Origin of the sequence: Roseibium salinum, from assembly GCF_026240905.1 — a bacterium.
Taxonomy (GTDB): domain Bacteria; phylum Pseudomonadota; class Alphaproteobacteria; order Rhizobiales; family Stappiaceae; genus Roseibium; species Roseibium salinum.
The window spans coordinates 3,750,862-3,776,401 of sequence record NZ_JAPEVI010000003.1 but is presented as its reverse complement, the minus strand read 5'-3'; the positions used below and the strand labels follow the sequence as shown (position 1 = coordinate 3,776,401).

The 25,540-nt window shown below is 62.4% G+C and carries 30 protein-coding genes; 13 read left to right on the top strand and 17 right to left on the bottom strand.

Annotated elements, in window-relative coordinates:
• Positions 1 to 162: 162 nt before the first annotated feature.
• Positions 163 to 714: a DUF924 family protein gene (locus tag ON753_RS22090; protein WP_265965509.1), complete on the bottom strand. Its 552-nt coding sequence runs from the start codon at positions 712 to 714 to the stop codon at positions 163 to 165.
• 49 nt (positions 715 to 763) lie between these two features.
• Positions 764 to 1,576 carry a substrate-binding periplasmic protein gene (locus ON753_RS22085; protein ID WP_265965507.1) on the bottom strand — a complete coding sequence of 271 codons (813 nt, stop codon included), beginning with the start codon at positions 1,574 to 1,576 and terminating at the stop codon, positions 764 to 766.
• Positions 1,577 to 1,866: 290 nt separating this feature from the next.
• On the opposite strand from ON753_RS22085, the gene ON753_RS22080 reads away from it, so the two are divergent.
• Positions 1,867 to 2,103, top strand: coding sequence for a sulfurtransferase TusA family protein (locus ON753_RS22080; protein ID WP_265965506.1), 237 nt, complete (start codon positions 1,867 to 1,869; stop codon positions 2,101 to 2,103).
• A 13-nt stretch (positions 2,104 to 2,116) separates the two neighbouring features.
• Here ON753_RS22080 and ON753_RS22075 read toward each other — a convergent pair whose 3' ends face one another.
• Entirely contained in the window at positions 2,117 to 2,413 is a 297-nt protein-coding gene (locus tag ON753_RS22075; RefSeq protein WP_265965504.1) for a 4a-hydroxytetrahydrobiopterin dehydratase, read from the bottom strand.
• 155 nt (positions 2,414 to 2,568) lie between these two features.
• Here ON753_RS22075 and ON753_RS22070 point away from each other — a divergent pair, with 155 nt between their 5' ends.
• On the top strand, positions 2,569 to 3,030 hold the full coding sequence (locus ON753_RS22070; protein WP_265965502.1) for a low molecular weight protein-tyrosine-phosphatase: 462 nt from the start codon (positions 2,569 to 2,571) through the stop codon (positions 3,028 to 3,030).
• A 93-nt stretch (positions 3,031 to 3,123) separates the two neighbouring features.
• Positions 3,124 to 3,384 (top strand): hypothetical protein, encoded by a 261-nt coding sequence (locus ON753_RS22065; RefSeq protein ID WP_265965500.1) that lies wholly within the window; start codon positions 3,124 to 3,126, stop codon positions 3,382 to 3,384.
• A gap of 5 nt (positions 3,385 to 3,389) precedes the next feature.
• Here the strand turns inward: ON753_RS22065 and ON753_RS22060 are convergent, their stop codons facing one another.
• Positions 3,390 to 4,247, bottom strand: a complete 858-nt coding sequence (locus ON753_RS22060; RefSeq protein ID WP_265965499.1) for a phosphatase PAP2 family protein — start codon at positions 4,245 to 4,247, stop codon at positions 3,390 to 3,392.
• A gap of 205 nt (positions 4,248 to 4,452) precedes the next feature.
• Between ON753_RS22060 and ON753_RS22055 the strand changes: the two genes are divergently transcribed.
• Entirely contained in the window at positions 4,453 to 4,995 is a 543-nt protein-coding gene (locus tag ON753_RS22055; protein ID WP_265967233.1) for a 2-hydroxychromene-2-carboxylate isomerase, read from the top strand.
• A 58-nt stretch (positions 4,996 to 5,053) separates the two neighbouring features.
• Here ON753_RS22055 and ON753_RS22050 read toward each other — a convergent pair whose 3' ends face one another.
• A complete protein-coding gene (locus tag ON753_RS22050) occupies positions 5,054 to 6,202 on the bottom strand; it encodes a hybrid sensor histidine kinase/response regulator (RefSeq protein ID WP_265965498.1) in 1,149 nt (382 codons plus the stop codon).
• A gap of 216 nt (positions 6,203 to 6,418) precedes the next feature.
• Here ON753_RS22050 and ON753_RS22045 point away from each other — a divergent pair, with 216 nt between their 5' ends.
• Entirely contained in the window at positions 6,419 to 7,393 is a 975-nt protein-coding gene (locus tag ON753_RS22045) for an AEC family transporter (protein WP_265965496.1), read from the top strand.
• 1 nt (position 7,394) lies between these two features.
• Here ON753_RS22045 and gluQRS read toward each other — a convergent pair whose 3' ends face one another.
• Entirely contained in the window at positions 7,395 to 8,279 is an 885-nt protein-coding gene (gene gluQRS, locus ON753_RS22040; RefSeq protein ID WP_265965494.1) for a tRNA glutamyl-Q(34) synthetase GluQRS, read from the bottom strand.
• 103 nt (positions 8,280 to 8,382) lie between these two features.
• On the opposite strand from gluQRS, the gene ON753_RS22035 reads away from it, so the two are divergent.
• On the top strand, positions 8,383 to 9,024 hold the full coding sequence (locus ON753_RS22035) for a DNA-3-methyladenine glycosylase family protein (RefSeq protein WP_265965492.1): 642 nt from the start codon (positions 8,383 to 8,385) through the stop codon (positions 9,022 to 9,024).
• Here ON753_RS22035 and ON753_RS22030 read toward each other — a convergent pair.
• Positions 9,021 to 9,794: an alpha/beta hydrolase gene (locus tag ON753_RS22030; protein WP_265965490.1), complete on the bottom strand. Its 774-nt coding sequence runs from the start codon at positions 9,792 to 9,794 to the stop codon at positions 9,021 to 9,023. The genes ON753_RS22035 and ON753_RS22030 overlap by 4 nt on opposite strands.
• An 84-nt stretch (positions 9,795 to 9,878) precedes the next feature.
• On the opposite strand from ON753_RS22030, the gene ON753_RS22025 reads away from it, so the two are divergent.
• Positions 9,879 to 11,069, top strand: a complete 1,191-nt coding sequence (locus tag ON753_RS22025; protein WP_265965488.1) for a glycosyltransferase family 4 protein — start codon at positions 9,879 to 9,881, stop codon at positions 11,067 to 11,069.
• Positions 11,070 to 11,159: 90 nt separating this feature from the next.
• Here the strand turns inward: ON753_RS22025 and ON753_RS22020 are convergent, their stop codons facing one another.
• From ON753_RS22020 to ON753_RS22005, 4 genes are all read right to left on the bottom strand, one after another.
• Positions 11,160 to 11,900 (bottom strand): carbonic anhydrase, encoded by a 741-nt coding sequence (locus tag ON753_RS22020; protein WP_265965486.1) that lies wholly within the window; start codon positions 11,898 to 11,900, stop codon positions 11,160 to 11,162.
• 472 nt (positions 11,901 to 12,372) lie between these two features.
• On the bottom strand, positions 12,373 to 12,909 hold the full coding sequence (gene thpR / locus ON753_RS22015; RefSeq protein WP_265965484.1) for an RNA 2',3'-cyclic phosphodiesterase: 537 nt from the start codon (positions 12,907 to 12,909) through the stop codon (positions 12,373 to 12,375).
• 191 nt (positions 12,910 to 13,100) lie between these two features.
• A complete protein-coding gene (locus ON753_RS22010) occupies positions 13,101 to 14,153 on the bottom strand; it encodes an NADP(H)-dependent aldo-keto reductase (protein WP_265965482.1) in 1,053 nt (350 codons plus the stop codon).
• A gap of 64 nt (positions 14,154 to 14,217) precedes the next feature.
• Positions 14,218 to 14,838, bottom strand: a complete 621-nt coding sequence (locus ON753_RS22005) for an arylesterase (RefSeq protein ID WP_265967232.1) — start codon at positions 14,836 to 14,838, stop codon at positions 14,218 to 14,220.
• A 132-nt stretch (positions 14,839 to 14,970) separates the two neighbouring features.
• Between ON753_RS22005 and ON753_RS22000 the strand changes: the two genes are divergently transcribed.
• The 4 genes from ON753_RS22000 to ON753_RS21985 all read left to right on the top strand — a co-directional run bounded on the left by ON753_RS22000 (position 14,971) and on the right by ON753_RS21985 (position 20,854).
• Complete coding sequence (locus ON753_RS22000; protein WP_265965480.1) at positions 14,971 to 15,687, top strand: ABC transporter ATP-binding protein; 717 nt, start codon at positions 14,971 to 14,973, stop codon at positions 15,685 to 15,687.
• Positions 15,684 to 18,266 (top strand): ABC transporter permease, encoded by a 2,583-nt coding sequence (locus tag ON753_RS21995; protein ID WP_265965478.1) that lies wholly within the window; start codon positions 15,684 to 15,686, stop codon positions 18,264 to 18,266. The genes ON753_RS22000 and ON753_RS21995 overlap by 4 nt, the downstream gene beginning before the upstream one ends.
• Positions 18,267 to 18,597: 331 nt before the next feature.
• Positions 18,598 to 19,380, top strand: coding sequence for a Bax inhibitor-1/YccA family protein (locus tag ON753_RS21990; protein ID WP_265965477.1), 783 nt, complete (start codon positions 18,598 to 18,600; stop codon positions 19,378 to 19,380).
• Between the two features lie 102 nt (positions 19,381 to 19,482).
• Positions 19,483 to 20,854, top strand: a protein-coding gene (locus tag ON753_RS21985) for an IS1182 family transposase (protein ID WP_264417572.1) whose coding sequence is annotated in 2 segments (ribosomal slippage) — positions 19,483 to 19,920 and positions 19,922 to 20,854 — 1,371 coding nt in all. Because the reading frame shifts where the segments join, the coding sequence is not laid out codon by codon here.
• 319 nt (positions 20,855 to 21,173) lie between these two features.
• Here the strand turns inward: ON753_RS21985 and ON753_RS21980 are convergent.
• A complete protein-coding gene (locus ON753_RS21980; protein ID WP_265965476.1) occupies positions 21,174 to 21,563 on the bottom strand; it encodes a DUF2794 domain-containing protein in 390 nt (129 codons plus the stop codon).
• Positions 21,564 to 22,115: 552 nt separating this feature from the next.
• On the opposite strand from ON753_RS21980, the gene ON753_RS21975 reads away from it, so the two are divergent.
• A complete protein-coding gene (locus ON753_RS21975; protein WP_265965474.1) occupies positions 22,116 to 22,634 on the top strand; it encodes a GNAT family N-acetyltransferase in 519 nt (172 codons plus the stop codon).
• An 18-nt stretch (positions 22,635 to 22,652) separates the two neighbouring features.
• Here ON753_RS21975 and ON753_RS21970 read toward each other — a convergent pair whose 3' ends face one another.
• Complete coding sequence (locus tag ON753_RS21970) at positions 22,653 to 22,931, bottom strand: hypothetical protein (RefSeq protein WP_265965472.1); 279 nt, start codon at positions 22,929 to 22,931, stop codon at positions 22,653 to 22,655.
• A gap of 108 nt (positions 22,932 to 23,039) precedes the next feature.
• Between ON753_RS21970 and ppa the strand changes: the two genes are divergently transcribed.
• Complete coding sequence (gene ppa, locus ON753_RS21965; protein WP_265965470.1) at positions 23,040 to 23,579, top strand: inorganic diphosphatase; 540 nt, start codon at positions 23,040 to 23,042, stop codon at positions 23,577 to 23,579.
• A gap of 42 nt (positions 23,580 to 23,621) precedes the next feature.
• On the opposite strand, the gene ON753_RS21960 is transcribed toward ppa, so the two are convergent.
• From ON753_RS21960 to ON753_RS21945, 4 genes are read right to left on the bottom strand one after another with little or no spacing between them, the layout of a single operon-like run.
• The gene (locus tag ON753_RS21960; RefSeq protein ID WP_265965468.1) at positions 23,622 to 24,056 is read right to left on the bottom strand and encodes a metallopeptidase family protein; all 435 of its coding nucleotides are present in this window, start codon (positions 24,054 to 24,056) and stop codon (positions 23,622 to 23,624) included.
• A gap of 35 nt (positions 24,057 to 24,091) precedes the next feature.
• On the bottom strand, positions 24,092 to 24,349 hold the full coding sequence (locus tag ON753_RS21955) for a hypothetical protein (RefSeq protein WP_265965466.1): 258 nt from the start codon (positions 24,347 to 24,349) through the stop codon (positions 24,092 to 24,094).
• Positions 24,346 to 24,870 (bottom strand): disulfide bond formation protein B, encoded by a 525-nt coding sequence (locus ON753_RS21950; RefSeq protein ID WP_265965465.1) that lies wholly within the window; start codon positions 24,868 to 24,870, stop codon positions 24,346 to 24,348. The genes ON753_RS21955 and ON753_RS21950 overlap by 4 nt, the downstream gene beginning before the upstream one ends.
• Positions 24,871 to 24,885: 15 nt before the next feature.
• Complete coding sequence (locus ON753_RS21945; protein ID WP_265965464.1) at positions 24,886 to 25,464, bottom strand: YqaA family protein; 579 nt, start codon at positions 25,462 to 25,464, stop codon at positions 24,886 to 24,888.
• Positions 25,465 to 25,540: the final 76 nt, after the last annotated feature.

Below are 25,540 nucleotides of genomic sequence, written 5' to 3'. Positions count from 1 at the left end.
CAGACAAACAGCCTGTTTTCTAGGCACTCTGCTGGAGAATGGTAAAAAATCGTGCACGAAACACTTGCGTCCGGCAGCCGCATAAAAAAGTGGCAGCCGGTTCAGGAGGGCTGGCTTTGCCGTCAGCGACGGCAAAGCCGTGATCGTTTTCAAGGGACCAGATCAGGCGGAAAAGCCGCCGTCATCCAGATAGGCCTGTTCTTGCGGTGTCGTTTCCCGGCCAAGCGCCGCGTTGCGATGAGGAAAGCGGCCGAACCGGCGGATGGTGTCAAGGTGGACCAGCGCGTAGTAGGAAAACTCCATGCTGCCAAGAGCCCGGTGGAGATCCACCGACCTTTCCTGATGCGCCATGTCTTCCGAGTGCTCGAACGGAAGATAGAAGAATGCCCGGACCTCCTTGGGGAATGCGCGGTCAAAGCCGCGTTCCAGGGCATGTTCCGCCACCAACAGCGCCTTGCCGTCGCCCTTGAATGCGCCGGCCGTTCCCCGGAACACGTTGCGCGGCATCTGGTCCAGCAGCAGAAGCAGCGCGAGCGCCCCGTCCGCCGTTTCCATCCAGTGATCGAGTTCCCCGGCAACCGCCTTTTCGATGGCGGCCAGAAAGAGGTTCCGGCAACTGCGGTCGAACTTGTCGTCTCTCGCGAACCATTTCGCGGCTCCGGCCTGCCACCAGAAATCGAGCACATCAACGGGCGTCGTCGGCTGATCGGTCATATCGGTCTTCCTGAATCAATTGCGGTCGAATTGTCGGTTATAGCAATTGTCATCGCTTGCCGCAGGCCCGTTTTCGCCAGCGCTCGACATGTTCGGACCTTTCCCGGTCAAGAAAGCCGGTCTCTTTCAGAACAGCCATTTCCCGGGTGAAAGCCGTGACGAGGCTGGCGTCGGTATCCTTGCTGAAGACGGCCCATAATGGCTGCGCCAGTGCCTCGATGAAAACCACCGGCTCCAGTTGCCCACCGTCAAATCCCTGTTTGCAGGCCGCCGCTTCGGCCAAGGCGCCGGACAATGGAATCAGGTCGACCCGACCGCGGAACAACATTTCAATTTCCTGATGGTAGTCGGTGACGGGCACCAGATTGCCGCTGCCTTCAAAGCCGAGCTGTTTCAGATAGGCGTGCAGATTGCTGCCGTCCTGCACCCCGATCTTCACATCGAGATTGCGCAGGTCATCGATGCTTTGCGCACCGATGTCCGGGCCGCCGGCAAGCCGATAGAAATACTGGCCGTAAGGCGAGACTTCGCCGAGCCAGTGAAACATGTCTTCCCGTTCCCGGGTGCGCGAGATCGAAAAGAAGAGAACATTGGGCTCGTTTTCCGCCGTCAGCAGCGCCCTTTTCCAGGGCAGAAACTCGAAACTGCTGACATAAACCGGCAGACCTTTGCTGACACGGTCCAGAACAGACTGGATATACTCGGTCACATAACCATCCGGCCGCCGGTCATTCTCCCATTGCAGCGGAGCAAAGCTCTGGACGACGATCCGGACCGGTATCGATTCGGCCTGGGCGGCTGCACACTGGAGCCCCAGAACCACACCGACGATCCTGACGACATTGCAGAGCTGTGACCGCATTCTTCCCCCTGTACCCGCACCCGGGGAAGCACCTACTCTGCATCACATGAACAGAGGTCTCGCCAGGCCGATTGCATCACCCCCGGCGAAGGTGCCGGCGCGACCAGTGCATTCGATTTGTCAGGTCCTTATCCTAAGATTGAACTGCTAATCCCAGGTGAATATCCGCAGCACCCATGAGACTCCGGAGCAATAACGCTCACTGTTTCAATTTGCCCGGGAAACGCTCTAATATGCCGGCCCGCAGCACGACCACTTGTCGTCGACGATGACCCGCACAATGCCAGGAAATGCGATCCGTGAGCGAAACGACACTCGATCTGAAGGGCCTGAAGTGCCCACTGCCGGTTTTGAAAACGCGCAAGGCATTGACGCGCCTTTCCACGGGCGACCGGTTGACCGTACTGACCACGGATCCCATGGCCGAGATCGACATTCCGCATTTCTGCGCGGAGAACGGCCATACGCTGCTGGCGGCCGAACGCACGGAAACCGGGCATACGTTCCGGCTCGCCAAGGGCGGCTGACGGCGCATGCCGCTCAATTCCGGTTTGCGATCTTGTCTATCTTCGCCGCAAGTTCCAGATCCAGCTTGCTCAGGCCGTCCACGTCATGGGTGGACAGGGTGATGTCCACGCTGCGGTAGACATTCGACCATTCCGGATGGTGATTCATCTTTTCCGCGACAAGCGCGACCTCTGTCATGAACGCGAATGCCTCGCGGAAATTGCGGAACCTGAAGGACTTCGAAATGGCGTCCCGCCCTTCGCACGCATGCCAGCCGGCCAGTGCCGAAAGTCCGGCGGCGCGGTCTTCCGGTTTCAACCGTTCTACCATCTGATCCTCCTCCGTATCTGTTGTGCCCCAGAACTGTTGTGCCCCGGGCCCACCCTAACGGCATGTCTGCGTGAAAGCGATGGGCGCCCGGCCACTGGTTTGCATTGCCGGGCCCGCGGCGGCAGGTTAGATGGGTCCCACCCGCAAAAGACGCCATGGAGATCCGCTTGCGCCATTCCGTCCTCTTCGTCTGCCTTGGCAACATCTGCCGCTCGCCGCTTGCCGAGGGCGTCTTCCGCGCGCTGGCGGAGGAGGCCGGTGTTGCGGACCGGTTGCTGATCGATTCCGCCGGTACGGGCGCCTGGCATGCCGGCAATCCGCCGGATCCGCGTTCCATCGCGATTGCCGCCACGTATGGCATCGACCTGTCCGCACAGCGTGCCAGGCAGGTCCGGGCGGACGATTTCAGTGCATTCGATACGATCGTGGCGATGGACGGAAGCAACCTGAGCACGCTCAAGTCCAGGACCGGGGCCGGCACCGCGAGGATCCGCCTGCTGCTGGACAATCCGGCAAGGGACGTTCCCGATCCCTATTACGGCGGGCCGGATGGATTTGAGCAGGTCTACCGGCTCGTGCGGGACGGCTGCGAGGATTTTCTCGGCACGGTGATCTGAACCGGCCGGACTTTCGGCGATGCAGGACGTTCATAATCCCGTTTCACGCTCTGCTGTATGAATGCCTGTCCCGCGTGTGATTCCGGCTTCGAAATGAAACTTCTGTGGTGGTCCCTGGCTGCTGTTTTCATCCTGCTCGGTCTGGCGACGCTCTGGCTGCCCGTGCCCACAGGGGTCCCGCTGCTGGCACTCGGCATGATCATCATTGTCGGTACGAGCCGCGGCGCGACGCGGATGCTGCGCATGCGCCGCAGACACCTGCCCCGTCTCAACGACGCGATCACCTGGGTGGAAGACAGATCCCCGCTCCGCTTCGCCCGGATCCTGAAACGCACGCGGCCGCGCAAGAAATAGAGCGCTCAATGCTCGGAGAAGATCCGGACCACCCCGCGCCAGCCCTGCCGGATCCACACCGAGACGCGCTGAAAAGCATCCTGCAGCCTGCGGCCGCTGACGGTGAACCACGCATCGAGCTGCCTGTCGCTCACAAGCGGCGGGTCCTTCACGTAGAGAAGCCGGTAAACCACCAGGACGAGCAAAAGGGTCAGTCCCCAGGACAGCAGCGTGTCGGACAGGAAGTGCCCGCCGAACGCAATCCGGTTGACCGACAGGATGAGACAGAGCGGCAGGACGAATGCCAGAACGGCCTTGCGCCAGGTTGGCGGGACCAGAAACGCCACGGACACCAGCCACATGCTGGCCGAGGCTTCGCCGGACACGAAGGAACAGTTGCTGTCGCAATGATCGGTGATCTTCCAGACCGGCTGAAACGGCAGGTCGCCGCCGAATTCCTCGACCGAACGCGGACGCGGACGGCCCCAGTTGTCCTTGAGGATCGAGTTCACCAGGATGCCCGGCCCCAGAATGAGGGTTGTCAGCAGGAACACCGGCATGCGCAGCGGCATCAGCGGCCCCCTCTCCGGAACCAGCAGCTTCGCTAAGAGCACCGCAAGGCAGGTGATCGCGATCACCCGCACGAGAAACGGCCCCAGATGCCTGACGTCGCGCAGGAACGGCACGTTCTCGGCGGCAAAACCGCTGGCGGCCGAGTGGAACAGCCCGCTGGCCCAGAAATCGACCCGGGGAAACGCCAGGAAGAACAGCGACACCACACAGATATAAAGGCTTACCGCTGTGATCGGATGATCAATGCACCAAACGGCGACCTTGCGCGGCGCGGACTTCACACTATTCTGGCTGGATCGGGCTTCGCTCATGGCTGCTCTTTAACGCATCCGGAAAGCCTGTCCAATCCCTTCTTGCCGGCCTGCCCGGCACAGGCGTTCGCGAGGTCGTCACGTGGCAGAAAACAATCCGCCAGCGCAGTCATCGGATGGGACCAATGCTTCATTGGGGCCGGAAACCGCACCTGCCCTCGAGTTCTGGTACGAGTTCGCCTCCACCTACAGCTATCTCTCCGCCATGCGGATCGAGGCCGTCTCCCGCGATCTCGGCGTTTCGATCGTCTGGCGGCCCTTTCTCCTGGGTCCTATTTTCAAGAAGCAGGGCTGGTCGACCTCGCCCTTCAATTTCTATCCGGCAAAGGGCCGCTACATGGTGCGCGACATGGAGCGCCAGTGCGAACGCTACGGTCTGCCCTTCACCTTGCCCGAGCCCTTTCCCCAGCAGAGCCTTCTCGCTGCCCGCATTGCCTGCAGGGGCCGGAACGAGGCCTGGGTCGGCGCCTTCACCCGCGCCGTCTTCATGGCGGAATTCGGACAGGGCCTCGATATTTCCGATGAGGGCCTGCTGGCCGCAATTCTTCTGGAAGTCGGCGCTCCCGCAAAGCAGGTCCTCGCCGAGGCGCATGCCCCGGCCGCCAAGGACGACCTGCGGGCCGCAGTGGCGGAAGCCGAAGAACGCGGCATATTCGGAGCGCCGAGTTTTGTTGCGCCGAACGGCGAGCTGTTCTGGGGCGACGACCGGCTGGAAATTGCCCTGGAAGCCGTGTCGGAAACGGTGTGACGCCCGAAAAATGCGGGTTGGTTAAAGCCAGACGTGCCGGACATTACCTGCTGGAGGCCTAACGCTCGTCCTGATCTTCGCGCCGGCGTCTTGCCTGGCGGGCGACTTCGAGCGCCTCGAAAAGCGCGGCGGGCGAAAGCGGCTTCGTCAGAACATCCTGAAAACCCACCTGCCGCAGGCGCTCGTCGGAGACCGATTCCGCAGCCGCCGTCACGGCGATAAGCGGAAGATCGGCTTCTGAACGCAGATGCCTCAATTCTTCCGCGGTCTCGACCCCGCTCATGCCGGGCATATGCAGGTCCAGGAGCGCCGCGTCGAATGAGCCCTTGCCGACCATCTCGATCGCCTGCTCGCCCGAATTGGCGATTTGCGAGGTGATGCCGAAGGATTCCAGCAGCGCTTCCAGCAAGCGGCAGTTGGTGTCGTTGTCGTCCACGATGAGGACATGGGCCGGATGCGGCAAGGCGGCCGGTCTTCGTGTCGCGGTGGCGGGAGCGGCGTCCCCGGTCCCTTGTCCTTCGCACGGGACCTCCACCTCGAAACGGCTGCCGCCGGTCTCGCTCCGGGTAAGCTGCAGCGCGCCGCCGATCTCGCGCACCAGGTGCTCGGTTCCCCAGAGCCCCAGCCCCGTCCCCGGCCCGGTTTCCCGGCCGTGGCGGCCGCGAACGAAAGGCCGGAAGAGCCGCGCCCGTTCTGCCGCGTCGATGCCCGGCCCGCTGTCGGCGACCGCAACACTGACCCAGGCTCTCCCGGCATCGTCAGGCGCCAGAGCCCTGATCTCGACCCTTACGCCGCCTTCGGGCGTGTATTTCACCGCATTGTCCACCAGCGTCGCCAACACGCGGCGCAAGGCGCCGCCATGGCGGGTCAGGCAATCGCGGGCCGCGTCCTCGACGGAGGTCTCCAGCAAGAGGTTCTTTGCGCCGGCCGCGGCCTGGAAGAGGCCGGCAACATCCGACACGATGTCGGCAATGCGCACTGGCGCGGATTCCGGGCTGGTTCCCGGCTCCGCCGCCTTGATGAGTTCGCCGGTCATCTGGGTGAGCGCGTCGATGGAGCGGACGAGAATCGCAAGCTGCTCCGTCTGGGCCTTGTTGAGGGGGGCGTTGCCGATCAGTTCGGCGGTCAGGCGCATGGCCGCAAGCGGTGTTCTCAGATCATGGGCCAGGAGCGCGAGTTCGACGCTGTCGTCGTCATGATCTGCCATGAGGCCCGGCCCTTTCTTCCACGATGGCTGTCAACAGGGCTTGCCAGACGGCCGGCAAAAAGCCACTTTGACCAATGCTGTGCGCTTCTTGCAGCCGCACGGTTGGTATTACCTTGGCACCCTGCCTCTGTCCATCCAGTCCCGCAACGTCGCGCTCATCCGCCGGTTGCGTCCCGCCCTGTCCGTTATTTGAAAAGCCGCTCCGGTCGAAACGAGATGCTTGCACAAACATTCCTGATCGTCGCCCCCGTTTTCGTTCTGATCGGGATCGGCTACGCCCTGGCGCGGTTCCGGATCCTCAAACAGGCGGTCAGCGACGCGCTCGGCCAGTTCGTCTACGTGGTGGCGATCCCCGTGCTGATGTTCCGGACGCTGATCAACGCGGACCTGTCTGCCGGCGTGCCACTGGCGCTCTGGGCGAGCTACTTCCTGGGCGTCGGCGTTGCCTGGACGCTCGGCACGCTGGTCATCCGCATGGGCTTTGGCCGCGATGCGCGCGCCGGCGCAATCGGCGGCATCTCGTCCGCCTTCGCAAATACCATTCTGGTGGGCTTGCCGCTCGTCGCGGCCGTCTACGGCGATGACGGGCTGGTTCCGCTGCTGCTGATCATTTCCATCCACCTGGCGACCATGACGGTCGTCATGTCCGTCGTCATGGAACGGGCGGCCGCCGTCGACGGCGGCACGACCACCCCGCCGCTTGGCCGGTTGACGGTCAACGCCGGCCGCAGCCTTCTGACCAATCCACTGATCCTGACGATCATTGCCGCCTTTCTGTGGCGATTGACCGGCCTTGAGCCGCACCAGGTCGCGCAGGACGTCCTGAACCGCATCGGCGCGACGGCCCTGCCGCTGGCGCTGATGTCGCTTGGAATGAGTCTCGTGCAATACGGCATACGCGGCAATGTGGTGCCGGGCCTGCTGCTCAGCTTGATCAAGGTGATGCTCATGCCCGCCGCCGTTTTCGCTGCAAGCTCGTTCCTGTTCAACCTGCCGCCGCTGTGGACCGCGGTGGCGACCCTGACCGCCGCCTGCCCGACCGGCGTCAACGCCTATATTTTCGCCAACCGCTACGGAACCGGCCACGCCATGTCGGCCAACGCGATCACCACCACCACGCTGATCGCCATCGTGACCACCAGCCTGTGGGTCTGGTTCCTGGACAGCTGGTTCGGGCTGAGTTTGCGTTAAGTTAAAACCCGATCTTCCGGCGCAGTTCGGTATGGGTCATGCCCGCTGCGCGCAGGGACCTGAGACTGGTGTCCTGGCTGGACTTCGACAGTTTGCGGCCGTCCTCGCCCAGAATGAGCCGGTGATGCCGGTAACGCGGAGCGGGCAGGCCGAGCAGTTCCTGCAGGACGCGGTGCACGCTTGTGGCGTGGTAGAGGTCCAGGCCGCGCAGGACGTCGGTGATTCCCTGGCGGGCATCGTCGACCACAACGGCAAGGTGATAGCTTGTCGGCGTATCCTTGCGGGCAAGAACCACGTCGCCCCAGGCGGCCGCGTCGACGGGCGCCTTTTTGCCCGGCGCGAACAGCGCCGGTCCTTCGGCGCCGGTCTCCTCCCAGAACAGCGGCCCGCCGAGGCGCGCAAGCGCCCGGGTCATGTCGAGGCGCAAGGCGAAGGGGGCGTCACTGTCCGCCCGCGCGCTGAGTTCTGCTTGCGAAATCACCACCTCGTCACGCGGATAGACCGGCGCCCCGTCCGGATCGCGCGGCCAGGGCTTGCCCTCCGCCTCATGAGCGCTCACGTAGCTCCTGACTTCGGCACGGGTCAGATAGGCCGGATAGACCAGCCCCATATCCTGCAGCCGCTCCAGGGCTTCGCGGTATTGGGGAAAGCAGTCCGACTGGCGCAGCACCGGTTCTTCCCATTGAAGGCCGAGCCAGGCGAGATCCTCGAGCATCTCGCGTTCCAGCTCGGGCGTGCAGCGAGTCCGGTCGATGTCTTCCAGCCGCACCAGGAGCCGTCCGCTGAGCGCCACTGCCGCCCGGGCATTCAACAGCGCCGACAGGGCATGGCCGAGATGCAGATGCCCGTTCGGGGAGGGAGCAAAACGGAAGACGGGTTCTGGCATAGGGCAGGCGGAACCGGGTTGACGGACTGGAGAACTTCAATTCAAGTCACTACCTATCACCCCCGGCGGTCTTCGCAAACGTCCACAGCCCCGATCCTTCCCGATGATACCGATTGCCACAGAAGAAGACATCCGTTCCGGCCTGGCCGGGCTCCTGCGTCTCGACCCGCGCCTGGAGGAGATTTCGCAAACCGCCGGCGCCCTTCCCTTGCGCCGCCGGAGCGCAGATTTCGAGGGGCTTGCGCAGATCGTCACCGGCCAACAGGTATCCGTTGCCAGCGCCTCGGCGATCTTCGCCCGTTTCCGGGCGCTGGTTTCGCCCCTCACCGCCGAGCATCTGAACACATTCCCGGATGAAGCGCTTGCGGGCTGCGGTCTTTCCCGCCCCAAGATCAGAACCCTGCGGGCGGTCGCGCTGGCCTGCGGGGACGGCCTGGATCTTGCCCGCCTGGCGGACGCGCCGGCCGACGAGGCCCATGCCCGGCTGTGCGCCATCAAGGGGATCGGCCGCTGGACGGCGGACATCTTTCTGCTCTTCTGCGCCGGACATTCCGACGTTTTCCCAAGCGGCGACCTTGCCCTCCAGATCGCCGTCCGCGATGCGCTGGGGCTCGCCGACAGGCCGGCGCCCAGGGTTCTGGACGAACTCGCCGAGAACTGGTCGCCGCATCGCGCCATCGCCGCGCGCCTCTTCTGGGCCTGGTACCGGGTGCAGAAACAGGGACGCGAAACGCTGCCGGTTTAGGGTGCCGACATTTCCGCAACCGCCCGCAGCAGCAGTTCGATATCCTCTGGCCGGGACAGCCTGTGATCCCCATCCGGCACCAGGGAAAAGGTGACATCGTCCTGGGGCAGGGCTTCGACCAGCCGCCGGGCGTGGCTTGCCGGAACGTCCGGGTCCTCACCGCCCTGTAGGATCGTGACCGGAGCGCCGATATGGAGCGGCTTGCCGAACAGGAGATGCTTGCGCCCGTCCTCGATCAGCTTGCGCGTGATCACGTAAGGCTCATCGCCGTAGGCGGAGGGCTGCGCCCACCGGCCCTCTGACAGGAGAGTGCTGCGGACCTCGTCGCTGAACCGCCCGTTCCACATCAGCTCCTCGGTGAAATCGACCGCCGGGGCGATCAGGACGAGGCCCTTGATCCTGCCGGAGGCCTTGCGCCTCAGGGCCAGCAGCAGGGAGATCCATCCGCCCATGGACGACCCGACCAGGACCGTCTCGCCCGTACAGAACCGGTCGAAGACGGTTTCGGCCTCTTCCAGCCAGTCGGAGACGCAGGCCTCCTCGAAGTCGCCGCCGGAGCGTCCGTGGCCGGAATAATCGAACCGGACCACCTCCTGGCCGCGCGCCGTGCCGAACTCGGCAAGGGCCGCCGCCTTGGTGCCGCTCATGTCCGATTTGAATCCGGAGAACCACATAAGGCCAGGCCCATTGCCCGGGGTGTGCTGCACGGCGATCCGGCGCTCGGCACCGTTTTTTCCCGCCGTGATGAATTGCGGTTCGCTTGCACCCATATTATGGCTCTCATTCCATTGTTTGATTTATATACTGCCTTTGGCACAGCCGACCCGCCTTGAAAAGATTACCGGAGGACCGACTTGGTTCAATTGCCCCCCGCAACCACCGTTCTGCAAGTGATCCCGGACCTCAATTCCGGGGGCGCGGAGCGCACGACCCTGGATGTGGCCCGGTCGATCGTGGACGCCGGCGGGACGGCACTGGTGGTCAGCCAGGGCGGCCAGCTGGTGGGCGGGCTGAAAGAGGCCGGCGCCGAACACATCGTCCTGCCGGTGAAATCGAAGAACCCGCTGACCCTTTGGCAAAACGCCGCCCGCCTGACCGGCATCATTCAGGAACGCAATGTCAGCATCATCCATGCCAGAAGCCGCGCCCCGGCCTGGTCGTCGCTGTGGGCGGCGCGGCGCGCGAAAGTCCCCTTCGTGACAACCTATCACGGCACCTATAACCAGTCGGGCGCCCTGAAGGCCTTCTACAATTCGGTGATGGCGCGCGGCGACGCCGTGATTGCCAATTCAAACTTCATTGCAGATCTCATCGGCGAGCGCCACGCCTTCGCCGCCGACCGCATTACCGTGATCGAGCGCGGATCGGACCTCAAGGCGCTGGCCCGGGAGAATGTCAGCGCCTTGCGCCAGCAAGCGCTGAAGGACGGTTGGGGCGTTCCCAGCGGCCGGCCGATGATCCTGAACATGGCGCGCCTGACTGCATGGAAGGGGCAGAAGGTGGTGATCGAGGCCATGGCGCTCTTGAAGGAGGCCGGCCTCACCGGGCCGATTGCCATCCTGGCCGGTGACGCCCAGGGCCGCGACGGCTACACGGGCGAGCTCAAGAAGATGATCGCGGACCGCGGGCTGCACGACAGCGTGCGGCTGGTCGGCCATTGCGCCGACGTTCCCGCGGCGCTTGCCCTGGCGGATATTTCCGTGGTTGCCTCCGTTGAACCGGAGGCCTTCGGCCGCGCGGCGGTGGAAGCCCAGGCGGCCGGCGTCCCGGTCATCGTTTCGGATCTGGGCGCGGTCAAGGAAACCGTGCTTGCCCCGCCCCAGGCGCGCGAGGACGAACGCACGGGCTGGCGCGTTCCGCCGGGCGATCCGCAGGCGCTTGCCGATGCGATCCGCATGGTGCTTGACCTGGATCCGGCCACCCGAAACCAGGTAACCGACCGGGCACTTTCCCATGTCCGCCGCAACTTCTCCGTGGAAACCATGTGCGCCAAGACCCTGGAGGTCTACACGAAGCTTCTGAGCGAGCCCTTCGCCGCCGCCTGATACACAGAAGGCCGGGATTTCCGTCCGCTAATTGCGTGACGATGGGCAGATGCCGCCCATCGTCCGTCATTCGGCCGCTAGCGGCAGCAATCAGTCTTCGAGAATATAGCGGCGGCCGGGCTCCTGCAGGGGGCGGGCATTCATGGCGTAGATGTCCTGGAACTCTTCGATGGCTGCGTCCGAGACGGCAACCGGCTCCTTCAGGATCGTCCACACCACGGTTTCCGAGCATGGCGGCGTGGTGAGAGAGCCCTGGTAACGATAGAAATGCTGCGACGCCGGCAGCAGTCTGGACGGATCGGCCTTGCCGATTTCCACTTCTTCGCCGCCCTTGCGGGGAGCTGCGTCCATGAGAGCCTGGAACAGGTCGTTCTCACCGCCGCCTTTGATCATCACGGCCAGAACGGCGAGGTTGCCGTCCTCGGCCCTGTGAACGAAATGGGCTTCCATGGGCAGGCGCTCGCCATCGAGGGCGTGCTCGGACGGTGCATGGAAATGGAACTGCAGAAGCTCGTATTCCTTGCCGGCGAGCGTGATGTAGCCGCCATTCTTGGAATTGTTCTGGATGCTGTGGCCGTTATTCGCTTCGCTCCAGTCCGCCTCGGGATTCCAGTGCAGTTCGATCTTGGCCGGTTCTGCCTTGACGGCATTGGCGATATCGACGGGCGACTGCTCGTCGCCGGCTTCGCAGGTTGCGAAATCGTGCGAGAGTTCGCCCCAATGCGCGGGACCTTCCGATCCTTCATAGGTCCAGTGCTGTGTATCCGCCGCCATTGCGGACGTGGCCAGAAAGACTCCCGTGGTGGCGGTCAGTACGATGCGAGATATCATGATTGTCTCCGTTTTTCTCGTTTGGCATGCGGGAGGAAGTTGCATGCCCTTGGTTGGGACGGGAAAGTTGATACACCCGCGCCGGACGGAGACAAACTTAATTACATGTAATTTTTGCAATCTAAAAGAAACGAAGGCAAAAAGGAAGGATAACAAGAAATACGTTTACAGTAAGACAGTCAAAATAGTTCGGACGATACCAATAAAATTCTATAAGACGTACAAGTAAATTCCGAACTTCTTCATTCTTCTCGACGGCCTGACGACCCTCCCGTAGATCGCACCCCGGCCCGGACACGATCCCGGGCCCCCCGCAGTTTTTCCATGGTTCTTCCGCTACGGCGCGCAAAGCAACCTTAGGGTTTTCCCAAGGCCGTGCAACGCCTTAAGAATGGCGAACGGTTGCAGAAACCGAGCCGAATCCGAAGCCCGGACAGCAAGTCTCACACACTGCGGTCATTGACGGTGCGCGTCACGCTGCCAGCGGATAAGCCTCTTCCACCAGATAGGGCCCGCCACCGATGCTGGATCTGGCGGAGAACAGCACGAAGCGACCGGCAACGAAAGGTTCCGCCTGGAAATCGCCGCGCTCGCTCAGCCACTTGGCCACCTCTTCGTTGGTCGAGGACTTGCAGCGGGCAAGCGTCACATGGGGCGTGTATTTGCGCCGTTCCGGCGGCAGGTTCAGGCGCTGGATGAGGCGCTCCTGCTCCGCCTGCAACTCGGCAAGCTGTGCCGTCGGTTCCACCCGGGCCCACACGGCATGCGGCTTGCCGTTGCCGAACGATCCCAGCCCGTTCAGCCGGACCTCCACCGGGTCACGGCGGATCTTGTCGAGCGCGGCCGCCACTTCATAGGCGGCGCGGTCGTCGATGTCGCCGATGAAGCGCAAGGTGATGTGGTAATTCTCGGGATCGATCCAACGGGCGCCCTTGAGGCCGCCCCGGAGCATTGAAAGCATGAGCGCCGTCTGTGACGGAATCTCAAGACCTGTAAATAGGCGCGGCATGGGTTTTCCCTCCGCTGTCGTTGATAATCCCATGAGGAATCAACTTCATGAATTTCGCAAGACAAAATTCTAACTGACTGCGATCGAAACCAAATTCCGTGTGGACAGACCGGAAACGCCGGGCCGGTTGTGAACAGGCTCGGCAATTCCATCCTCGTGATTCTCTGAAGGCAGGCGTGCGCAGATCCGCCTTACGGAGCCGGGTTGCCGAACTCCTGATGAAGGGCGTCGATCCTCTCCAGAACGTCCGCGCTCAACTCGAGATCGGCTGCTGCAATGTCCGTTTCCAGCTGATCCATCCTGGTGGCGCCGAGGATCACCGAGGTCATGAAACTGCGGGACTTTGCAAAGGCGAGCGCCATCTGCGCGGGGTCGAGCCCGGCTTGCGCGGCGAGATCGAGATAGGCATTGGTCGCTTCGATCGCGCGCGGGTGCTCGTAGCGCTGCAGGCGGTCGAAGAGGGTCTTTCGTGCGCCCGGCGGCAGTGCGCCGTCCCGGTACTTGCCAGTGAGATAGCCCTGCGCCAGGGCGGAATAGCCCAGCAGGCCGACATCTTCCCGGCGGGCGACCTCGGCGAGGCCCGTCTCGAATGTGCGGTTGATCAGCGAATAGGCGTTCTGGATCGACACCAGCCGCGGCAGGCCGAGACGTTCGGCCGCCGCGATAAACCGCATCGTCCCCCAGGCGCTCTCGTTGGAAACGCCGATATGACGGATCTTGCCCGCCTTCACCTGATCGGCCAGGATCTCCAGCGTCGATTCGATGCTGTGCTCGTCATCGGCCGGATCCACGTCGACCCAGCGTGTCGGGTTGGAGCCGAAGCGGGAGGTGTTCCGGTCGGGCCAGTGGAGCTGGTAGAGATCGACGTAATCGGTCTGCAGGTTCCTCAGGCTCCTGTCGAGCGCGAATTCGATCTGCTTGCGCGTCAGCCTGCCGAGCTCGCCGTTTTCGCGGAACCAGTCCATCCCGGTCCGGCCGACAGCTTTGGTCGCCATGATCACCTTGTCGCGCTTGCCGGTTTTCTTGAACCAGGTCCCGATGATCCGCTCCGTCCGCCCCTGCGTCTCCTTCTTCGGCGGGATGGGATAGAGCTCGGCGGCGTCGAAAAAATTGATGCCTTTTTCAAAGGCGAAATCCATTTGAGCATGGCCTTCGGCTTCGGAATTCTGCTCGCCGAAAGTCATGGTTCCAAGACAAAGAGCACTTACCTGCACATCGGTGCGGCCAAGACGGCGCTGTTCCATCAGGCTTTCCTTCTGATTTGCATGAACGGGCGCTCAGGAAGGCGGGGAGCCTCCGCTTTCACCCTCAAGAAGACTGGGCTTTGGCCAAAAGCTCTTCCACTTTCGGCATAATGTTTTCGACAATGACAGCAATCCCTTCCGCATTGGGATGCATGCCGTCGGGAAGATTGAGGTCCGGATCAAGGGCGACGCCCTCGAGGAAGAAAGGATAAAGCAGACTATCATGGGCCTTGGCAATATCGGGGTAGATCGGATCGAAGGCCTTGGAATACTCCTGCCCCAGATTCCGCGGCGCCAGCATGCCCGCCAGCAGCACCTCGACCCCGCGCTCCTTGAGGCGCCTGGTGATTTCGGCAATGTTCTTGCGCGTGATTTCAGGCGCGATACCCCTCAGCGCATCATTTGCGCCCAGTTCGACGATCACCGCATCGGCATCCTCGCCCACGGACCACTCCAGCCGGGACAGGCCGCCGCTGGAGGTGTCACCGGAGACGCCTGCATTCACCACCTCGACGGAATACCCGCGCTCGCTCAGCGCTCGTTGAAGCTGTTCCGGGAACCCCTCCTCGGGGGCAAGCTCGTAGCCGGCCGACAGGCTGTCGCCCAGAACCACGAGTTTCAGACCCTCCGCGGAAGCTGCGGCCGGAAGGAGGCAGAAGAAGAGAACGCTTAAAAGCTTGATAATTCTGGTCACGCTAACATTCTTTCAGGACTGGAAGACGCGTCGCTTCAGGCCCATATGGTCGCAGAGCGTCAGATTGTCGAGGGCATCTTGCTGCCAGGAAGACGATCGCACCCCTGTTGTAAAGGCCCGATAATGACAAAACCGCCCGCGATTGCCTTGAAAAACGTCCATTTGACTCTCGGCGAGGGCGCGGGCCGGGTCCATATTCTCAAAGGCATCGACCTGGAGATCGAAAAAGGCTCGTCCACCGGGCTTGTCGGCCCCTCCGGGTCGGGCAAGTCGACGCTGCTGATGGTCATGGCCGGTCTCGAGCGCGCCGACGAGGGCTCCGTTCAGGTGGCCGGCTCCGACCTCGGACCGCTTTCGGAGGACCAACTGGCACGGTTCCGGGGCCGCAATGTGGGCATCATCTTCCAGTCCTTTCATCTCGTGCCCAATATGACCGCGCTCGAAAACGTCGCCGTTCCGCTGGAGCTGGCAGGCGATCCGGAGGCTTTCGATAAGGCGAAGGCCGAACTCGAAGCGGTCGGCCTCGGCGGCCGGCTGCAGCATTACCCGGCGCAGATGTCCGGCGGAGAGCAACAGCGGGTTGCCGTCGCACGGGCCCTGGTCGTCGAGCCGGAAATCCTCATCGCCGACGAACCCACGGGCAACCTGGATGACGACACGGGCACCCAGATCGTCGACCTGATGTTCGCGGTCCAGCAGGAGCGCGGAACGACACTTGTCCTCGTGACCCACGACCCGAACCTTGCCGCCAGATGCGACCGCATGATCCGCGTGCGATCCGGGGAGATCGAGGAAACCGGCGCGCAGGCCCAGGCGGCGCAGGCAGAGGCCTCCGCATGAGCGGCTTTGTTTCCGGGCGCATGCGGGCGGGCAATCAGACCATCCGCCTTGCCACCCGCTTCGCCCTGCGGGAACTGCGCGGCGGCCTGAAGGGATTTTACATCTTCATCGCCTGCATCGCGCTTGGTGTTGCGGCGATCGCCGGGGTCACATCAGTGTCCCGCGCTCTGACCGAAGGCATTTCCCGGGAAGGCCAGGCCATTTTGGGCGGCGATCTGTCCTTTTCGCTCATCCACCGGGAGGCCGATCCCGAACAGATCGCCTATGTTGAATCGCTCGGGGAGACGTCCCGCGCCGCCACCTTGCGGGCCATGGCCCGGCGCAGCGACACGGGCGACCAGGCGCTTGTCGAGTTGAAGGCGGTCGACGATGCCTACCCGCTCTACGGGTCGCTGGACCTTGCGTCCGGCCAGCCGCTCGGTGCCGCCCTGTCGAAACAGGACGGCGTCTGGGGCGCGGTGGCCGATATTTCGCTGCTGGCCCGGCTTGATGTCGAGGTCGGCGAGACGCTGTCTCTCGGCCATGCCACGTTGCGCGTTACCGATTTCATCCAAAACGAACCAGACAAACTGTCGGGCGGGTTGGAATTCGGCCCGCGGCTGATGATTTCGGATGCCGCCATTGCCGATACCGGCCTGATCCAGCCCGGCAGTCTCGTGCGCTGGCATTACCGCGTTCGCATGGACCCCTCGCCGCGCATCGAGGCGCTGGATGGAATAGTAACGCAAGCGAAGTCCGCGCAGCCCGACGCCGGCTGGCGGATCCGCTCCCGCGCCAATGCCTCACCCGGCCTGCAACGCAGCATCAGCCGCTTTGCGCAATTCCTGACCCTCGTCGGCCTGACGGCCCTGATCGTCGGCGGCGTCGGCGTCGCGAATGCCATCCGCGCCTATCTGGAAACCAAGCGCGAAGTGATCGCCAGTTTCAAGTGCCTCGGCGCCACCGGCGGGTTCGTCTTTCAGATCTATCTGGTCCAGATGCTGATGCTTGCCCTGATCGGCATCGGCATCGGCCTCGTGATCGGGGCGCTGATCCCCTTTGCCGCCGGGGCAGCTCTCGCCGGCGTTCTTCCGATCGAGCTTGCCGCGAGCATCTATCCGGCGGAACTGGGACTTGGCCTCTTGTACGGCCTGCTCACGGCCCTTGCCTTCGCGCTCTGGCCGCTCGGCCGCGCTCATGACGTGCCGCCGACCGCGCTTTTCCGGGATATAGTCACCGGCGGCTCCAAGTTGCCGCGCAAGCGCTATCTGTTTGCCACGCTTGTCACCGTCCTCGCGCTGGCGGCCATTGCCATTCTGCTCTCCCAGGACAAGGAGATGGCAAGCATTTACCTTGCCGCCTCGGCCGGTGCCTTCGCCCTTCTGGTGGCGGTGGCAAGGCTCATCATGATCGCGGCCAGGCGCGTGCCCAGCGTCCGCTCGACGGAACTGCGGCTGGCCATCGCCAATATCCACCGGCCCGGCGCGCTGACACCCTCGGTCGTTCTTTCCCTCGGACTCGGCCTCTCCCTGCTAGTGGCGCTTGCCCTGATCGACGGAAACCTGCGCCGCGAGCTGACCGCCACCATCGCCGATCAGGCGCCGAGTTTCTTCTTCGTCGACATCCAGAGCCACGAGCGCGACGCTTTCGAGACGCTGCTCAAAGACGAGGCGCCCGGCGCCACCATCCAGAGCGTGCCCATGCTGCGGGGACGGATCGTCAGCCTGAACGGCATCCCGGCGGACCGGTTCGTGCCGGCGCGGGACGGCTCCAACTGGGTCCTGCGCGGAGACCGCGGCATCACCTATGAAGAGAGCATTCCGGAAAACTCCAAACTCGCCGAAGGCGCCTGGTGGCCGGAAGACTATTCAGGCGCCCCGCTTGTCTCGTTTGACCTGGAAGCGGCCACGGACCTGGGCCTCGATATCGGCGACGAGATAACCGTCAATGTGCTCGGGCGTGAAATCACTGCGGAAATCGCAAATTTCCGGGAAGTGGAATGGCAGTCACTGGCCATCAACTTCGTCATGGTGTTTTCGCCCAATACATTCGCAGGCGCCCCGCATGCCCATCTGATGACCCTCGGCTGGGACCAGCCCATGCCGACCGAAACCGAACTGGCGCTCCTGAAGACCGTCTCCAACGCCTTCCCCACCGTAACCGCGGTGCGCGTCAGGGACGCCATATCCCAGGTGAACGATCTGGTCGAACAGCTGGCCTGGGCCGTTCGCGGCGCCAGTTCGATCACCCTGATTGCCAGCGTGCTGGTGCTGGCCGGAGCGCTCGCGGCCGGCCACCGCAGCCGGATATACGATGCCGTCATCCTGAAAACCCTGGGCGCGACCAGAAACCGGCTGATTGTCGCCTATGGCCTGGAATACGCCATCCTGGGCCTGGCGACCGCGGTGTTCGCGGTGATCGCCGGCGCCATCGCGGCGTGGTACGTCACTACGCAGATCATGGGCGGATCGTTTGTCATGATGCCGGTTACCGCCGCGGGCGCCGCACTGATCGCCCTGGTGCTGACGGTCGGCTTCGGCCTCATCGGCACCTGGCGGATCCTGGGGGAAAAACCGGCGCCGGTTTTGCGGAATCTCTAGGGTGCGAACCCGAGACAGCTAGGCGTGGCCCAAGCCGGACTTAAGGGCGAGGTTCAGAATTCTGCAACTTATACTGACTATTTTCGTCACCAGCGGCGGCACTGACACCGGCAGATCGCTTCGGCTGAAGCCAGAAAACGGTGTCCAGGCACGTGCCGACCGCGGCTGGAATTAAACATATGGGCGGATTATTCGGGCTGACGCGAGGGGATTGCGAAATTTTCGGAAATTCTATCTTGTGCTGATGTCCACATTTTCCCATATGTTGAGGGAGTTGTGCTACATGTAATGTCACATGAGCACATCGTTCTAAAAGGGGATTAACACGACCATGTCGACCTTTGACCGTCAATCTCAAGGCGCCTACACGGGTGCCGGCACACGCGCCGAGGCCGGCATCGATCAGGGCCTGCGCAGCTATATGCTAGGCGTCTACAACTACATGACGCTCGGCCTTGCGCTGACCGGCTTCCTGGCGCTGGCAACATCGATGCTGGCAACGACCACGGATCCGAGCGCTGCTGTCGCAAGCCTCGGCAACGGACAGATGCTGACGCAGCTTGGCGTTACACTTTACGGCAGCCCGCTGAAATGGGTCGTCATGCTGGCTCCGCTCGGCATGGTGATGTGGCTGTCCTTCCGGATTCAGTCGATGAGCGCTTCGTCCGCGCGCACGCTGTTCCTGGTGTATTCGGCCGTGATGGGCATCTCCCTGTCGTCGATCTTCCTGGTCTATACCGGAAACTCGATCGCGCGGGTGTTCTTCATCACCGCAGCTTCCTTCGGTGCGCTGAGTCTGTTCGGCTACACGACCAAGAAAGACCTGTCCGGTTGGGGCTCGTTCCTGATGATGGGCCTGATCGGCATCATCATCGCATCGCTGGTGAACATCTTCCTGGCATCTTCCGCCATGCAGTTCGCGATCTCCGTGATCGGCGTCCTGGTGTTTGCAGGCCTTACCGCCTACGACACCCAGCAGATCAAGGAAATGTACTTTGAAGGTGACAGCAGCGAAGTCGCCACCAAGAAGTCTGTGATGGGCGCCCTGCGTCTCTACCTCGACTTCATCAACCTGTTCCTGATGCTGCTGCAGCTGTTCGGCAACCGCGAATAACTGCCGCTGCATCCTGAAACGAAAAAAGCCCGGCCAAGCGCCGGGCTTCAGACTGCTGACAAACCCCTGGCATTGTCCAGGGGTTTTTGATTCACTGTTTAGATGTTGAAGAAGCCCGGCCCCGATCAGACAGCGCTCGAGATGGTTACACTCGAGCAGCTTGTTCCCGCCGATCACCTTTTGCGCAAGATTGACGCGGTGATCGACTTTTCGTTCGTCCATGACCGTGTCTCGGCGCTCTACTGCGCAGACAACGGCCGTCCACCGCTGGATCCGACGTTGATGTTCAAGGCGTTGTTCATCGGTTACCTGTTCGGCATCCGCTCGGAGCGCCAGTTGGTGCGCGAGATCGAGGTGAATGTCGCCTACCGCTGGTTCTTGCGGCTGAAGCTGACGGACAAGGTGTTCGACGCCTCGACACTGAGCCAGAACCGGCGGCGTCGCTACAACGACGCGTCTGTCGCCCAGGATATCTTCGACCACATTGTCGAGCAGGCGATCGCTCATGGCCTTGTAGACGGCACGGTGCTTTATACGGATCTCGACACATCTGAAGGCGAATGCCAACAAAGGCAAATACGATCTGGCTCAAATCGAGAAGTCACGGGCCGATTATTGGGCGGACCTGGACCGGGCGGTTGAGGCGGAACGCAGGCTGCATGGCCAGAAGCCGCTAAAGGAGCAGGAGCGCTCTCCTGAGGTCAAGCAAACCAAGGTGAGCCGCACGGATCCGGACAGCGGCTACATGGTGCGTGAGGGCAAGCCAAAGGGCTTCTTCTATCTGGACCACCGCACGGTGGACGGTAAATTGGGGATCGTCACGGACACCTTCACCACACCGGCCAATGTCCATGACAGCATTGTTTATCTGAACCGGCTGGACCGTCAGGCACACCGCTTCAGCTTCCAGGTCAAGGCGGTTGGTCTTGATGCGGGCTATGCCACTTCAGCGATAGCCCGGGGACTGGAGGAGCGGGATATTCTGGGGGTGACCGGATACCGCCGCCCGTCTGCCCCAAAGCCCGGCATGATGCGCAAATCAAGCTTCGCTTACGAGGAGCAAACCGATGGCTACCGTTGTCCCGAAGGCCGGCTGCTGACCTATGCAACGACGGACAGGAACGGCTACAAACACTACCGCTCCGACCCTGCCATCTGCAAAAAGTGTCCGCTTCTGGCCTCCTGCACCTCCAATGCCAGGGCTGAGCGCACCATCACCCGCCATGTCTGGCAGGAGAGCAGGGAGCGAAGCGATACATATCGCCTGACACCCTGGGGCAAGGCTGTTTACAAGCGTCGAAAGGAAACCGTGGAGCGTTCGTTTGCCGATGCCAAACAGCTCCATGGCCACAGATACGCCAGGTTCCGAAGTCTGGTGCGCGTCCAGATGCAGTGCCTCCTCGCCGCCGCCGCCCAGAACATCAAGAAGATCGCGATGGCCCTCACCAAACCACCCAAACAAGTACGGGCCTGACAGGCAAAAAGCCCGACCACGCTAAATTCAAAACCCAGAAATAACGGCAAAACAAATCTCAAAAAACAAACCCGCCGAAATCGGCGGGTTTGTCAGCAGTCTGAAGCCCGGCCAAGCGCCGGGCTTTTTGTTTGGCCAAGGTGTTGTCGCCTGCGTGTGTCCAGGGGATTTCATAAGCCGGAACAGGGCGTTTCCGCCCACGGCTCGCGGCGGTCCGTCCACCCTTATTGGCACGACGGCACGGAACAGCCGCGCTGCAGCGCGAGGCGGCGGTCTCAGGATCCACCAGGCACGATCCGCCAGACAAGACCCGGTGCGGTCAGGCCTCGACCACGCTCAGATGCTTCTTCTTTTCCAGCACCCGCAGGACCTGGCCGAGGTCATGGCCGCGCTTCAGGATCATGCCGCCGGCGGCAATGACGGAATAGGCCCCCTGGCGCCGGGCAAGCTTCGGATCCTTCTCGATCCGGTAGAGCGGCATTTCGGAAGATCTGCGGAATACGGAGAAGACGGCCCTGTCCTTCAGAAGGTCGATGGCATAGTCCCGCCACTCGCCGTCGGAGACCATGCGTCCGTAGAGACGAAGGATGGTATCGAGTTCGCGCCGGTTGAAGGCAACGACGGGTTTGGGAGAGGGGGCCGGGTGGCCTTGCGGCAGCGGGCTCAGCCCCCTGCCGCGCTGAAACGCGCTATCGTCGGCTTCGCTCATTCCGCCTCCATTTCGCTCGCGGTTTCGCTGCTGACCGGGAATCATCACTCTGGATATTCCCGTCACCCGAATGTCATGATGCGTTGGCTTTGGGGTGTATGGCAAGCCCGCAATGCCAGAAAGCGCTTTCCGGCTGCCGGATCCGGCAACCCCGGCAGGCGAAATTCCGGGGAGATACGGAAAAAACGGCCCCTTTGCGTTTTGCCCAAAAAGAATGCGCAAATTTTCATGTTTTTGCCGCATTCCAGCCCTTGGCCAGCCACTTTGACTATCCATATTCCAAATATACCCTGATGGGTATGGCCAGTAGGGACCGCGGAATGCATTAGCCCCCCAGCCCCCCGAGGTTGCTACCGGCCTGCCAGATTTAGTGAGTCAAACATCAGGGCAACTGAAGGGCCGGCTATATGCCGGCCCTTTTCATTTTTCCGACCACCGCCTCCGAATATCGTCATATCTGTCAAGCCGCTCCACGGGGCGGCAGCGACTTTTCGGTTGCCGGGCCGCGATTGCCTCTTTTCCATTCCGCCTGTTGCTGTATCCTTTTGAACGATGACCACTGACCTGATCGATCTGCGCGCGGCGACGACCGCGGATTGCGAGGCCCTTGCCGGAATTCATTGCGAAGCCTGGCTCGGTGCCTACCGCGGCGTTTTGCATGGCGTCGACCTGCAGAAGATGATTTCCCGCAGGGGGCTCGGCTGGTGGCGGGGCGCCCTTGCCCGCGGCGTCGACATCAAGATCCTCAGCATTGCCGACATTCCGGCCGGTTACGCCACTTACGGGTCCTGCCGGCTGCGCAATACCGGCATGGACGGCGAGATCTACGAGCTCTATCTGAAACCGGAATACCAGGGCCTCGGCTTCGGGCGTGTGCTGTTCGACAATGTCAGGGAAACCCTGGCGGCAAAGAACCTCGCCGGCCTTGCGGTGCAGGTTCTCAGCGACAATGAGCCGGCCCGCGCCTTCTACAAGGCGCTTGGCGGCCGGCTGGCGGCAAAATCCGGCTACAGGCTGGGCGGCAAGAGGCTGGAACTGTCGATCTACACCTGGCCTGTGACGGGAGCCTGACGTCTGGCGCTGGCGCGATCACACGGGAATGCCAGCCTCAGCCAAGATATTGCCGATCGTGACGGGTTCCCGGGACCAGTCGAAACGCCCGGTCGTCTTGTCCGCCGCCTGCCTGGCCGGCTCATTGGCGGTCTTGTTCGATTTCGTAACGATGCGGGTGATCTTGCAGGTACCGCCGCCGGGCCCGATCTGCGTGAACCGGCGCCATCCTGCCGTTTTCACTTTCCGGTGCGCGCGCAAACATACCTGCCTGCAGCTCTTCGCCCCTGGGTGCGCCATTTCGTTCATGCCGATCAATCCGACCTTTTGCGGCCACGTTCATCAATTAGGTGCAATGCAAAATAAGGGCTTGAACTTCGTTCAAGGGATTGCGATAGACGCAGCGACGATCAACAGGAGTTTGCAATGCGTATTGACGCCGTGCCGATTGGCAACAACCCGCCGGAAGACATCAATGTCATCATTGAGGTCTCCGTTGGTGGTGAGCCGATCAAATACGAGATGGATAAGGACGCGGGCGCAATGTATGTCGACCGTTTCCTCTATACCCCGATGCGCTACCCGGGCAACTACGGCTTCGTTCCGCACACGCTCTGCGGCGACGGCGATCCGATCGACGTGGTCGTGGTCAACCAGCGGCCGGTCGTTCCCGGTGCGATCATGAACTGCCGGCCGATCGGCGTCCTGCTGATGGAAGACGAGTCCGGCCAGGACGAAAAGATCATCGCGGTGCCGAGCCACAAGCTGACCAAGCGCTACGACGACATCAACGATATTTCGGATCTCCCGGACATCACCATGGCGCAGGTCAAGCACTTCTTCGAGCACTACAAGGACCTGGAACCCGGCAAATGGGTGAAGGTGACCGGCGTCGAGGGTATCGATGGGGCCAAGCGGCTGATCACCGAATCCATCGCCCGCGCCCGGAAGGAAGCAGCCGAATAAGCTGCCGTTTCGCGGAAAATCATCCGGGGCCGTAGCCGACGCTTACCGTTCGGCTGCGGCCTCGATGCGTTCCATGTCATGGTCCGAAAGGCCGAAGTGGTGGCCGATTTCGTGGATCAGGACATGAGCGACGACATCGCCCAGCGTTTCGTCCATGGCTGCCCAGTAATCCAGGATGGGCCTGCGGAACAGCCAGATCCGGTTGGGCATCCGGCCGGTGGCGAACAGATCGCCGCCTTCGGCCAGCCCGCTGCCCTCAAACAACCCCAGAAGATCATGCGGATCCTCGATCGACAGCGCGTCGAGCACTTCGTCGGGCGCATATTCCGCAAGGCTGATTTGCAGATGTCCGCAGCGCAGCAACAGATCGTCCGGGAGGCCGGCCAGCGTTTCACTCGCCATGGCCTCGAAATCGGCAAGGTCGGGAGCTCTCAGCTCCGACCAGTCACTGCGGCTGACGGGATGGATTGACGCCATTCTCATTCCTTTGGCCGCTTAAGTCGTTTTTCTTGTCACAACAGGTAGGTGACAACGAGATAAATCGCCAGTCCTATGGCAAACACAAGACCGAGACTGCGGCCGATGCGGGTGCCCCATACCTCGATCCGGTCGTCGTCGTCCTTGTCGCCGGCGCTCATGTGGCTTTTGGCCCGTTCGGCCATGCGCACGAAGGTGGACCCACCAATGGTCTCGCTGTCGGCCTGAATCCGGTCGAGAGTCCGGAGCGCTTCCTCGCGCCGTTCGTCCTTCGGGTGTCTTGGTCCGCTCATGATCCTAAATCTACAGCGTTCCGCCGCCGTTTCAACAGCGCGGCGGAAATGAGCGCGAGCCCTGCGAGCCCGGCCGAGGCGACGGCGTTCCAGCCTGCAAAGGAAAGGCCCAGCATGCGCCAACTCGCCTCCGTGCAGCTGACCACGCGGGTCGACTGCAATGCCTGCAGCATGTTTGTCGCCGAAGACGGCGCCGCGCTGCCGCCGCCGCAATCGTTCGGACCGTCCCAGAACTGCCATTCGGCCCCTGCCTGGTAGACACCAAGGCCCGCGCCGTAAGCGAATAAGGCGGCGACCACCAGAAGAACGGCCATGGCAAATCCCGTCCGCCTCAAGGCAATCAGCACCAGAGCCAGTGCCGTCAGCGGCAGGCCGGCATAATAGGGGATGCGCTGTTCGAGGCAGAGCTTGCAGGGAACATAGCCGCCGATCAGCTGAAAGCCCCAGGCGGCCGCGATGACCGCCAGGCCGCCGAGCAACAGCAGGCCGGTCAGATTTCTCGCCATTGTGTCATTAGCCATTACACCCTCGTCCGATCACACGTAGCGAAGCAGAACAAATCCGCCGACCAGCAGCACCACGAACACCGTGAACATGAGGCCGAGGCGCTTCTCGATGAAATCCCTGATAGGCGGTCCGAACAGGTAGAGCAACCCGGAGACGATGAAGAACCGCAGCCCCCTCGAGACGATGCTGGCCGCGACAAAGACCGGCAGGCTGAGACCGAGGGCACCCGATGCGATCGTGATCACCTTGTAGGGAAAGGGCGTCAGGCCGGCAATGAAGACGAACCACCAGCCATATTGGTGATAGATCTCCTTGAACTCCTCCACGAATCCCATCTTGCCGTAGAAGGTCAGTATCGGCACGGCGAGCTGTTCGAACAGGAACATGCCGATCACATAGCCCAGGATGCCGCCCGCCACCGACGTGACGGTACAAAGCAGCGCGTACCACCAGGCCTTCTCCCGGCGGGCGATCACCATCGGGATCAGCAGGATGTCCGGCGGGATCGGAAAGACGGAGCTTTCGATAAAGGAAATGGACCCCAAAGCAGCGGGCGCGCGTGGACCGGCGGCAAGGGCAAGGGTCCAGTCATAAAGGCGTCTGATCATGGCGCTCCGCTCAATTGCGTCAACCTAAACTCATCAGGCTCTAACCGCCGCCGTGGCAAAAGTCACCTGCGGAAAT